The organism is Nonomuraea sp. NPDC049649 (assembly GCF_040675175.1).
Classification (GTDB): domain Bacteria; phylum Actinomycetota; class Actinomycetes; order Streptosporangiales; family Streptosporangiaceae; genus Nonomuraea.
The window spans coordinates 63,306-74,030 of sequence record NZ_JBFAOH010000029.1; the positions used below are offsets into that span (position 1 = coordinate 63,306).

The 10,725-nt window shown below is 62.2% G+C and carries 12 protein-coding genes; 5 read left to right on the plus strand and 7 right to left on the minus strand.

Features of this window, described 5'->3' with window-relative positions:
* Nucleotides 1-76: 76 nt before the first annotated feature.
* Nucleotides 77-454 (plus strand): GntR family transcriptional regulator, encoded by a 378-nt coding sequence (locus tag AB0J42_RS28275; RefSeq protein WP_364299607.1) that lies wholly within the window; start codon nucleotides 77-79, stop codon nucleotides 452-454.
* Here the strand turns inward: AB0J42_RS28275 and AB0J42_RS28280 are convergent.
* Both AB0J42_RS28280 and AB0J42_RS28285 read right to left on the minus strand, forming a co-directional pair.
* A complete protein-coding gene (locus tag AB0J42_RS28280) occupies nucleotides 414-605 on the minus strand; it encodes a hypothetical protein (RefSeq protein ID WP_364299609.1) in 192 nt (63 codons plus the stop codon). The two genes, AB0J42_RS28275 and AB0J42_RS28280, sit on opposite strands and share 41 nt — an antisense overlap.
* Nucleotides 602-811 (minus strand): hypothetical protein, encoded by a 210-nt coding sequence (locus AB0J42_RS28285; RefSeq protein ID WP_364299611.1) that lies wholly within the window; start codon nucleotides 809-811, stop codon nucleotides 602-604. Before AB0J42_RS28285 ends, AB0J42_RS28280 begins: the two co-directional genes overlap by 4 nt.
* A 149-nt stretch (nucleotides 812-960) precedes the next feature.
* On the opposite strand from AB0J42_RS28285, the gene AB0J42_RS28290 reads away from it, so the two are divergent.
* Together AB0J42_RS28290 and AB0J42_RS28295 are read left to right on the plus strand one after the other, a co-directional pair.
* On the plus strand, nucleotides 961-1,701 hold the full coding sequence (locus AB0J42_RS28290) for an XRE family transcriptional regulator (protein ID WP_364299613.1): 741 nt from the start codon (nucleotides 961-963) through the stop codon (nucleotides 1,699-1,701).
* Complete coding sequence (locus tag AB0J42_RS28295) at nucleotides 1,701-2,177, plus strand: NUDIX domain-containing protein (protein WP_364299615.1); 477 nt, start codon at nucleotides 1,701-1,703, stop codon at nucleotides 2,175-2,177. The genes AB0J42_RS28290 and AB0J42_RS28295 overlap by 1 nt, the downstream gene beginning before the upstream one ends.
* On the opposite strand, the gene AB0J42_RS28300 is transcribed toward AB0J42_RS28295, so the two are convergent.
* From AB0J42_RS28300 to AB0J42_RS28310, 3 genes are all read right to left on the minus strand, one after another.
* Nucleotides 2,145-2,711, minus strand: coding sequence for an HD domain-containing protein (locus AB0J42_RS28300; RefSeq protein WP_364299617.1), 567 nt, complete (start codon nucleotides 2,709-2,711; stop codon nucleotides 2,145-2,147). The genes AB0J42_RS28295 and AB0J42_RS28300 overlap by 33 nt on opposite strands.
* A gap of 80 nt (nucleotides 2,712-2,791) precedes the next feature.
* Nucleotides 2,792-3,265: a GntR family transcriptional regulator gene (locus AB0J42_RS28305; RefSeq protein ID WP_364299619.1), complete on the minus strand. Its 474-nt coding sequence runs from the start codon at nucleotides 3,263-3,265 to the stop codon at nucleotides 2,792-2,794.
* On the minus strand, nucleotides 3,249-3,602 hold the full coding sequence (locus tag AB0J42_RS28310) for a hypothetical protein (protein ID WP_364299621.1): 354 nt from the start codon (nucleotides 3,600-3,602) through the stop codon (nucleotides 3,249-3,251). Before AB0J42_RS28310 ends, AB0J42_RS28305 begins: the two co-directional genes overlap by 17 nt.
* A 156-nt stretch (nucleotides 3,603-3,758) precedes the next feature.
* Here AB0J42_RS28310 and AB0J42_RS28315 point away from each other — a divergent pair, with 156 nt between their 5' ends.
* On the plus strand, nucleotides 3,759-4,487 hold the full coding sequence (locus AB0J42_RS28315) for an XRE family transcriptional regulator (protein WP_364299623.1): 729 nt from the start codon (nucleotides 3,759-3,761) through the stop codon (nucleotides 4,485-4,487).
* 188 nt (nucleotides 4,488-4,675) lie between these two features.
* Here the strand turns inward: AB0J42_RS28315 and AB0J42_RS28320 are convergent, their stop codons facing one another.
* Entirely contained in the window at nucleotides 4,676-7,576 is a 2,901-nt protein-coding gene (locus AB0J42_RS28320; protein ID WP_364299625.1) for an N-6 DNA methylase, read from the minus strand.
* A gap of 785 nt (nucleotides 7,577-8,361) precedes the next feature.
* On the opposite strand from AB0J42_RS28320, the gene AB0J42_RS28325 reads away from it, so the two are divergent.
* On the plus strand, nucleotides 8,362-8,676 hold the full coding sequence (locus tag AB0J42_RS28325) for a hypothetical protein (protein ID WP_364299627.1): 315 nt from the start codon (nucleotides 8,362-8,364) through the stop codon (nucleotides 8,674-8,676).
* Nucleotides 8,677-10,110: 1,434 nt separating this feature from the next.
* Here AB0J42_RS28325 and AB0J42_RS28330 read toward each other — a convergent pair.
* The coding region (locus AB0J42_RS28330) for a transposase (protein ID WP_364299628.1) at nucleotides 10,111-10,725 on the minus strand (615 nt) is incomplete at its 5' end.

The following is a 10,725-nucleotide window of genomic DNA, read 5'->3' on the forward strand; positions in this document are numbered from 1 at the left end:
AGTTAACCTAGTTGGCTCGGTTGTCAATGTTCCCTCGGTTGGCCAGGTCGAACATTCGTGGTGAGATAGAAGGGCGATGGTCAAGAACACCGGACGCCCGGCCTACCTCCAGATAGCCGACGACCTGCGCGCGCAGATCCGAGGCGGGTCCCTTGCGCCCGGAATGCCGTTGCCGTCCACGACCAAGCTCGCTGAGCAGTACGGCGCGTCCTTGTCGGTGGTGAAGCTCGCCGTCGGGGTCTTGCGGACTGAGGGCCTGGTGATCGGCCAGCAGGGCAAGGGTGTGTTCGTCCGCGACGCCGACGAACTCCCCCCGCCCGTGAAGGCCGGCGACGTCGCCGAGGAGGTGGCCGAGCTGCGCGCCACCGTCCAGGACCTGTCAAAGCGGCTGGCGAAGGTCGAAGAGCAGTTGGCTACGTCCACAACACGCCGCCCCGGACATAGCAGCCGGTAACCCGCCGCGCCAGCGCGGCCGACGCCCCATCCGGGTTCTTCCGCAGGCTCAGCCGCTTGTCCTCGCGGCGGATGCCGACCAGCACCGCCACGTACCCGACCAGCAGCGCGACGCCGATGACTCCGGCGATGATCAGCGGGATCATGGTCATGACCAGATCACCCCCGCCGGAGCCAGACCGCGCGGAGCGCGCGGGGGACGACGGGTCTCACCGCGCCGACCGGCGCGCCGGGTGCGCTTGGCCGCCTGCTTCTTGATCCACCGCTCCCGCGCGTGGCACTTGCGGCACCGGGTCTGGCCCTCGTCCAGGTGTGCGCCGCAGGCGCAGATGGGCTCGGGGTAGATCTCGTGACTCATGTCCGATCGCCTCCTTTTCGGTTGGGGTTCTTGCTTGCGAACCGAGAATGCGACGGAGCGTTAGGACGAGATCACTACACGACGGGACATGTTCAAGACGTCCGTCCTACGATGGCCAGGTCCCCAGACGCCCCTATGGAGCGGGAGAAATGGCCAACGAACGGCTACGCGCAGCCTTGTTGCAGAAGGGCGTGTCCATCGCCGATCTCGCCCAGGCCGTCCAGGTCGACCCCAAGACGGTCGAACGATGGGTGACCAAGGGGCGCGAGCCGTACCGTAAGCACCGGTTTGCCGCGGCTTCGTACCTGGGGGTGGACGAGGCGTATCTGTGGCCGGAAGCGCTTAGTCCCGAACAGGTGGCCTCCGCCTCAGAGAGCGAGATCATCACTGTCTACCCGCACCGCTGGTCGGTGCCCCGGGACATCTGGGGACGACTGTTCGCAGCCGCCTCCCAGGAGATCGGCGTCCTGGTCTACAGCGGGCTTTTCCTGGCCGATGACAGTGGCATGGTCCGCCTGCTTGGCGAGAAGGCACGCGCCGGGGTGCAGGTGCGAATTCTCCTGGGCGATCCAGAGTCGACCGAGGTCGCCCAGCGCGGGGCCGACGAGGGTGTGGGCGACGGCATGGCCGCGCAGATCCGCAACGCTCTGGTGCTCTACCGGCCGATTACTGGTGTGGAGAACCTGGAGATCCGGTTGCACCGTACGGTGTTGTACAACTCGATCTACCGTGCTGACGACGAGTTCCTGGTCAACACCCACGTGTACGGCAGCCGCGCCGGCAACGCACCCGTGCTGCACCTACGCCGAGTGGCAGGCGGGGACATGGTGGCCACCTACGCCGACAGCTTCGAGAAGGTCTGGGACCAGGCCAAGCCGGTGGAATTGTGATGGCACGACGCATCGACTTCTACGACGACCCCGACGCGCCCAAGCCCAACAGCCTCGTACCGTCCGTGAACGTCATCGTCACCAACGGCGCGGGCGAGCTGCTGATGATCCGCCGCACCGACAATGACAACTGGGCAGCTCCGGGCGGTGCCGTCGACCTGGGCGAGTCCATCCCTCAGGCGGCGGTTCGGGAGACGCTGGAGGAGACCGGCATCCTGTGTGAGATCACCGGCCTGGTCGGCACCTACAGCGACCCCCGTCACGTCATTCTCTACACCAGCAACGGCGAGGCCCGCCAAGAGTTCTCCATCGTCCTGACCGGCCGAGCCGTCAGCGGTCAGCCGACACCGAGCAGCGAATCACGCGAGGTCCGCTGGGTGCCCCGCGACCAGGTGGCGGGATTGAAGATGGACCGGTCGATGCGGATGCGGATCGAGCACTACCTAACCGGTACCGGCCTGCCTCACATCGGATAGCGCCGCCTCCACCGCCCGCACCGACGACACGATGCACGGTGTCGCGTCGCTGATCGACCGGCTCACCACGTGCTCTGGACCGTACCGGGAGTGGATCTCCGCCAGTCGGTCGCGGACGTCCAAGTGCCGGCCGTCCGGATCGGTGGTCATGTCGCAGTACGTGAGCGCCCTGGCGAGGTCGGGCCGTTCCTGATCGAACTCCTTGGTCAGGACGTCGAGCAGGTTGCGTTGCCGGGCCTCGTTGTCCGCACAGGAGTGGTAGGCCACCAGGCGGTACAGCCGCTCGTCAGCTTTGGCGACGTCGCGCAAGTAGCGGGCGCCGTCGAGCTGGTGCATGCCGGTGTCGACCAAGTCCGGGGCATAGCCGATGTCGTGCAACAAGCACGCGGCGATCAAGGTTTCGGTGTCTGCGCCGAGGATCGGGGCCAACGTCTCAGCCTGCTCGGCCACCCCTTGGGTATGCGCCCAGCGCCGGGGCAGCTCCGCCTTCAGCAGGTTCTTGGCCAGGCCGTAGGCCCACTCAACTTGTCCCACGCGGTTCACGATAAGCGGCAAGAGCGCTGGTGAATCAGAATGCGCGGCGAGACGTCCTCGGACGTCTCGCCATAAATGTGTCAATCGCGAACGAAACGGCCCCTGCCATGCTCGGCCACGATCAGTCCCTCGTGCTCCAGGACGGCCAGGGCTTGCCGCACGGTGTTGCGCGAGGTGTCGAAGCGGCGGCGTAGCTCGGCCTCGCTCGGCAACGCCGCACCGGGGGCGAGGTCGCCGGACTGGATCTGCTCGCGCAGCGTGGTGGCGATCTCCTGATAGCGGTACGAGGTCGCTCCGGGCTGCCCGGCGACCACGTGACCCTTGGACGGGACAGTGACCACGAGCCCTTCCTTCTCAAGGAGGGCCAGGCCGCGCCGGACCGTGTTGCGGGCCACGCCGAACGTCCGGCACAGCTCCAGCTCAGAAGGCAGAACGGTGCCGGGCGGGAACTGGCCCGTGTAGATCTGGTCCCGGATGCGGCTGGCGATCTGGGGGTAGGCACGCCCGCCGGTCAGCCATCGGCGCTCGGCCATCGTCTCAGCCGCGGTGGGCATCGAGAATGCGGTCCAGGTCGATGGTGAGCTCGCCCTGCTCGCCCTCGTGCCAGCCGTCGCGCGCGGCCTGCTCGATCCGGTCCACCGCGCCGACCATCTGAAGGAAGGACACCCGCTCGTCGCTGCGGTCGCCCCAGTAGAACCAGCAGAACGACAGGTGCACGAACACCCGCCGCATCCGGCCTCGGCTGTCGGTCACGTCCAGGGCGGGGCGCCCGTCGGCGGTGACGATGAGCACCGCCGTGACGTCCCGCTTGGCCAGGTGCTTGCCGAGTGCGGACAGCAGGCGTTCCGCGTAGGCGCGCTGCTGCTCCTTGATGGTCTTGCTCGTGTGCATGCCGAGTCTCCCTAGCGTCTCTGCGGGTTCGTTGCTGTGAGGTCGAGGTTCGCCCCGACGGTCGGGGCGGGAACACCGCAACTTGAGGACGTCCAGGGACGTCTGGTGTTAACGTCGCAGCACAGGGTCATCTCCCCGAGAGGACAGGCCGGCCCGATGAACGACAACCTCCGTTACGCCCTGGCCGCCGCCCGGCTCACCACCACCGACGTCGCCGCCGCCTTGGCCGTTGACCCCAAGACCGTCGCCCGCTGGGTCCAAGGCCGCATCCCATACCCGCGTCATCGGTGGGCCGTAGCTGATCTCCTCCAGGTGGACGAAGCCGACCTATGGCCAGAGACCACACGACGACATCCGGCGCTTGCCGGAGGCGTCAAGACGATCTATCCGCACCGCTGGGCCGTCCCGCAGGCGGTCTGGCGTAACCATTTCGGTGCTGCCCGCGAGGAGATCGACATCCTGGCCTACAGCGCGTTGTTCCTGGCCGAGGACAGGGCCGTTCTCGACACTATCAGGGCACGAGCCGAGGCTGGCGTCGAGGTCCGCATCCTCTTGGGCGATCCGGAGGGGGAGGCGGTTGCTCAGCGTGGAGCCGACGAGGGCATCGGCGCAGAGGTGATGGCAGCCAGGGTCAAGAACGCGCTCACGCTGTACCGGCCTCTCCTGGACACCGAAGGTGTGGACATCCGGCTTCACCGCACTGTGCTCTACAACTCCATCTACCGGGCCGACGACGAACTCCTCGTCAACACCCACGCCTACGCCACGCCAGCAGCCGACGCCCCCGTCATGCACCTCACCAGCAGTGAGAACGAAGGGCCGGCAACGACTTACCTCACGAGCATGGCCCGGATCTGGTCCACAGCTCAGCCCTGCCACCAGTAGCGCCAGTAGCTCAAGCACCATCAGAAAACAGCTACGGGCAGCCCAGAAAGCAACTTATCTGCACGTCATCAAGGGCAGCCCGCCTGCGGCGGCCTGCCGCGTGGGGCGGTCGCTGGCCGCGCTGCGGCTCTTCGGCCGGTCGCGGCCAGCGCCGCCCTCGCGTCGCTGATCTGTCAGCACTTGCTACATCAGTAACCCGGGCTACGTCTTTCCTCGCGTTCTAGAAGTTCTTCTACTGCTTCATCGATTCGCTGCTGAAGGCCGCATTCTTTCAAAGCGTCCCGGACCAAGTTCCGAGCTCGCGCAAAGGGGAGACCATTCGGGATGGCTGTACTTGCAGCGACTTCTTCCGCCTCGGCCGCAAGATCAGATACTAGGAGATGCAATGAATCTTGATTATTAAAATATGGAATTGGAAGGTGCCATACCAGTTTCGCAAAATCTCTGGCTCCAAAGAGTCCGCGCGACTGATATTCGCTCACTCTGGTGCGCACAGGAGTCGAATTCAATATCCCAGTAATGAACTGCGCGGCCTGCACAGACGGCAGGTTCAGCCAGTAAAGCGACTGCTCCACCAACGGCTGTTCGCCTTCTAGTCGAGCTGCGGCCATCTTGCTTCCCGATTTATTGTAGACGACCCGATGGATCCCCTTACCAATCTGGCCAGTGATGCCATTTTGATAATTCAGGCGCTCCATCAGCGTAAGGCTGTTTTTGGGCCCCTTATGCTGGTCCCACAGCCGGCTAGCAGCCTTCCACCATTTCTCGAGACCGCTATATTCCTGTATCTCGTTTTCAGCGAGCAGTCGTCCGTTTACGATGGGAACCACGGCCGTACGTGGAGACGTAACACGGAAGGGCAAAATCGTAGACCCGAGAAGGATATTTTGCACGAATACGCGTTCGACTATGCCCGACAGTGGAGGAAAATTCTTCCAGGGGGCCTTTTCCAGCGTAGATTTCAGTGACTCGACCTTAACTCGGCCAGCACCAGAACCGAGCGGCCCTGACTCTTTTTCCAGCACAAAAAAGAACATTTGCGGTCGTATCGTTGCACCCATGTGTGCAGTCTTTCCATACGGCGACCGAAACGCGACCCCGGATGCAGCTACCTTCACCTCGCCATCGTCAATCTTGAGGTGCTTTCGAGCACCATCCCAGCCCATGAAGCGATTAGGAATCTTCCCAGCAAACCTCCGCACCTCGGAAGGTAGTGGGCTCGCCACGTCACTCCGCGTCCCATGGAGAACAGCAGACGGCACGGGGAATAGATCGGTCTGGACTGAATCCAGATCCCATGCCCTCTCGAATTTGGCTCGTATAGGGCCGTGGGCAGTTTCGCCCCAGGATCCCTTACGGAAACCTGCATACTGGGGCCGAGAGAGCACGGAACGCGGAGCTACAAAAGCAAACCGGCCATGCTCTCGCAAATACAATTCCACAGTGCGGGCGATGAAGAGGCCTACAAGATCTTGATTTGAGGCGTTTTCTCCTGCAGCGGTGAGTCGCCTTGGCTTGCTCAAACGCTGAAAATGAGACTGCATCGCTTCGGTCATGAAGCGATAAGCAACCCATGGCGGATTCCCTATCAGTACATCAACCTGTCGCTCAGGGAGAGCGAACCACAAAGGGCGAACGAGATTACGCACATAATAGCCCCAAATGTGGTTCCTTCCTTGCGCGTTCAGGTCACACATAACGCTAAAGGTTTCACGGAGAATCTTACGATCTTCTTCGGCTGCAATGCCGAATTGATTCAGCAGGATCTCGATGGAAGGCTTCTTGGATCCTCCGCCTTTATAAGATTGCGCTTTGTCGGCGATAGCACCAACAAGCCGGTCGAATGCGCCAGGGTCGTTAACGATAAGAAGCGGGAAGGATAGCCGTTCCCCAATGGAAAACAGCGTGTCTTGAGACTCCTCTGTGAGATCGGCTGCATCGACGTTCACAGTAAGGCTGGTGGAGTCTGAAGTGCTACCAGTATTTTCCCATTGAAGTGAGTCGCCCAGATACACCGGAACCGAGAAGGCGGGCCGGTCCTCTCGGGTTAGGCGTTCCAACCCAATGGCAAGCAGGTACGTAACCCGTGCCAACTGGACGGAGACGGGATGAACATCAATACCAAAGATCTGGTTCTCGAGGTTCTTGATAGCTTGCGCGTTGGATAGGCCAGAATCTTCAGCTGCTGACAGATAGCGGCGGACTGCGTGAAACAGGAAAGTACCTGATCCACAGGCAGGATCCAAGGCCCGCTCATGCAGCGGGTCTCTTATTGCTACGTCCACGATATGCTGAGCTAGCCAATCTGGCGTATAGTACTCACCAAGGCTTTTCCGTACACCCGGAGTGATAACAGATTCGTACAGAACTTTCAGAACATCATGTTCTACCTGTGCCCATTGGAAGCGTCGTATCTCTCGCGCCAATGCGGACACAAACACTGGTCCAGCTGGGGAACACATGAACCAGTCGAAGAAATCTGCTTCAACTACGTTTCCGATCAGCGCGCTTTTGAATTCTGAGCCGTGGACGAGAGTTTCTTCCCGCCCCGCATAGGTTCGGAGATCGAATCCAAGAATTGCATGCGCAATAAGATTCGCTTGCAGGACCAGCAGGGTGTGATCTATAAATAGGTCCTTGTCGTCTGAGAACCCGGCACCTACAGCCGTCCTGAGCAGCTTTGCCCACAGCTTTCGCTTTAAAGCAACCTCGGGTACGTGAACAACTGAATCGAAGATGCGACTCAGCTCGTTATGATTGACGATATATGACGGGGATTCAACCCCTAGACGCCTAGTTATTTCGTCTGGTGTCGGCTTGATTGCTTCTTGCGTGGCGAGGATTACCTCAAGCCACACATGCAGCTGCTCGATATTGGGGTCTTCGGGATCTATCCTGCAAGCGTCGACAAACTCGAGGCGTTCGTGAGCGAGTTCATACAGGTTCCAAATCGCCCCATCGGTAAGAATGCCGAGATATCTTGAATTCAATTGCCGGGAACGTTCTTTTACATATCCGTACAGTTGCTTAATTGCGTCATCAAGAATGCCAGGTTTTTTTAGATCCCTCTTCGTCTCGATCGCGACCATGCCGACCTCGATATCCAGCCTGCGCCGACTGCCGTCTTGCATAGGTGATTCAAGACGAATGTCGTTCTCGGAGATGTTGAGGTCAAGGCCAAGTAGGAGCCGTTTAACGTCTGCCTGTAGATCGGACTCTGTCCGTTGCGGATCACGTCGAGCAAGCGAGGAAATCAGGTCTTTGAGGGCATCTCTATCCATCGGGAGTCGCCTACCTAGCTCAGATGACTGCTTGCAGGCAGCATCCTAAGACCAATGCAGCGCGTTTGCGACTCTCTCCTCGCCTACCGGGCCAGGCTGGTACCACTGACTGCTGATCAAATCGCCCCTCACTGGCTGAGGCCGCGACGATCGCCGACTTCGGTGCCCGTCTCACGGTCTGGGGCGATCGCCGCCGAGTATGGCGGGTGCTGTGTCGGCTACGCTGACGGCCCCTTAGCCTCCCTGCCTTGCTCCGTCACCGTTCCGGGCTTGGTGGAGTGGCAGACAAGAGTGTGTGTGTCAGTTGCGAGAGAGACGGGTCTCCTGCATGGTGACTGTCCGAATCTCTACATGTACAGGAGGTGATTTTATGCTGACCGCGCTGATGTTCATAATGTCGGATGTAGCGCCATACATGCCTGATCCGCTGTTCTTTGGAGGCTGATCGAGCCGAATTGTCGGTGCCCCCGGTTCGCCTTGGGGGCACCGACGCTGCAACGGTCTGATTCCTCTTGGGATACCGGCACGCTGCACAGGCTTGCTCGTCATGCATTGGGTAGCGGGACATAGCGACACTCGATACGCTCAGTATCGTGACGATTACAGACAGTCTGCTGATGCGCGAGGAGCGCATGGAGCTAGCCCACATCCTGGCTATGCAGGTCGACGGTGCCCGGCGGGAGCCGCCGCTAGAGGCGCCCTTGCTGAATTGGTTTGAAGGCGACGCGGTTGTGCGACTGCTGGAGACGCTCGCCCGACTCCTCGCTGATGAGCCGCTGGGGGAGCTCTCCACCGAATTGGCCGACAAGCTCAAGGCCCGGCTCGACCAACCACCTGGGCATGATCGCGAAAATATCCTTAAGGCGGTCGCTGCAATCGCCGAAACCTACCGCAATTCTTCCGGCTAACCTCCAAGGAGCAGACGGCAGACCTGATTGCGTAGGCGGAACTTCGGAGGGGACGGCGGAAACAGGTCGTCGCATTTCGCGACGAGTCCCCGTGTGGCACCCCTGTTGTTGCTGCCCCTGAAAGCCGGCTTGCTCCTGGTCGTTCTCCTCTCAGCCGCACGGGCCGGCTGCCTGCGCGCTTCGCCGCGGACGTTCTCGACTTGCTGGCGCGGTGTGCCTGCTCTCTTCACTTGCCTCGGTTTCTTGCTCTTCGTCCCACCGCGGTTTGAGCTGAGCGCGGTCGAGGACGCTGCGCTGGGCGTGGGTTGCGACGACGGTGGGGTGTATGTGGTGGCCGGGGAGGGTGACGGCCTCGTGGCGGCTTGCCGTTGAGAGGAGCCATCCGTATCCCAGCTGCTCGACCAGATGCCCAGGGCCGCGCAGGCGAGGAAGCCCACGATGAGAACGAGCCTGGTCAGGTGACCGGAGACTCGCAAGGTCGACCCTGTCGGCGGTGTCGGCGTCGCGCACCGCCGACGGGTGAAGCTGTCCGATCCCCTGGCTGGGCGCACCCGTCTCCGCATCGACATGCCGTACGGCGGTCGATGCCGTGGGGTGGGATCTCCGGCCGAGGGCTTGGGGCGGTCGCCGCCATCATGCATGCGCCCTCCTTAGTCGCCATCCGTATAAGAACTATTGACGGATAGTGACAGAATCATGCAGGACCGACGCGGCGCGGTAAGTTCGACAACCCCCGTCGCAACGGGGCTGAGGCCGTGACGATCGCGGACTTCGGTGCCCATCTCACGGGCTGGGGCGATCGCCGCCAAGGCCCTCCTTCGTCGGGCCTCGGCGCTGCGCATGACGGTATCTGTGAAGGCAACGCTGACGGCAACGTCGACCACCAATCTCACACGAAGAGCACAGCGGATGTCCGCGGTGCGTCGCGTCCTCCAGTCGGGAACCTCGTCAATTGGTGGCTGTCGTTGTGCAATGCCGGTTAAGGTCTGCGCATGAGGACGGTTCCGCCCCGAGGCGAAGTCTCATATGCCAATGGAGTCATGGCCTGCCCGCTTTGCGGTGATGGAGACGGCACACATGTTGAACACGCATACGTTGCGGCGCGGCGCGAGGACCGGGAGTTCACGGACATCCACGTCGACGCCGTCGAAGGCACCGTAGAGCAGCAGGGTGCACCGACGGCCCCTGTAGGTCCGAGCGTCGGTGAGGGACGACGGCATCGAATTGCTCTTACGGGCTGGTGCGAGATGTGCGGGGGCGAATACGCCATCATCTTCACCCAGCACAAGGGGGCGACACTCCTTGAGGCCGTTCCTATCAACCAAGAGCCCAGGTTCCAGACAGGGCAAAGTCGCTAGTGGTGAGGATCTGGTGTGGGGTCGCGTCCTCGGAGCGGTGTAAAAAGCTCGACGAGGTAGGTGCCGTGAGTGGATCTTAGGCGGCCTCGGTGACGGGTGCCAAGGCCGGATCATCGGCCGGGTGAAGCTGGGCGGGCGGGTGGAGCAGGGCCCGCCGGAGGTCTTGCAGAATGCGCAGGCCCGTGCTGGTCATGGTGAAGCCGCGCCAGCCGCGGGAGGCGCGATCCAGCACGGCCCAGACGAGTGAGACGCAGCTGGTCTCGCCGGGGAATCGGCCGATGACCTTGACGCGGCGGCGGGTCTCGCCGAAGGTGCGCTCGATGAAGTTGGAGTGGCGCACGCGCTTGTGGTGCTCGATCGGGAAGCGCAGGTAGGTGGTCAGGCTCTGCCGGTCGGACAGTAGGCACTTGACCGCCGCCGGATAGCGGCCGCCCCACGTCTCGGCGAAGGCGTCGATGCGCCGCTGCACCCAGTCGACGAGGTGCTGGCCGGGCTGGATGTTCTCGCCCAGCTCGCTGAGGTCGAAGATCTGCCAGTAGGCGGCCTTCACCTCGGCCTGGTCGCCGGCGCTGACCTTGGCCAGCACGTTGCGGGCGCGATGCACCAGACACCTTTGGCGCAGCGAGCGCGCGAAGGCCTGCTCGGCGGCGCTGATCAGGCCGGGTGCGCCGTCGGAGATGATCAGCAGCGG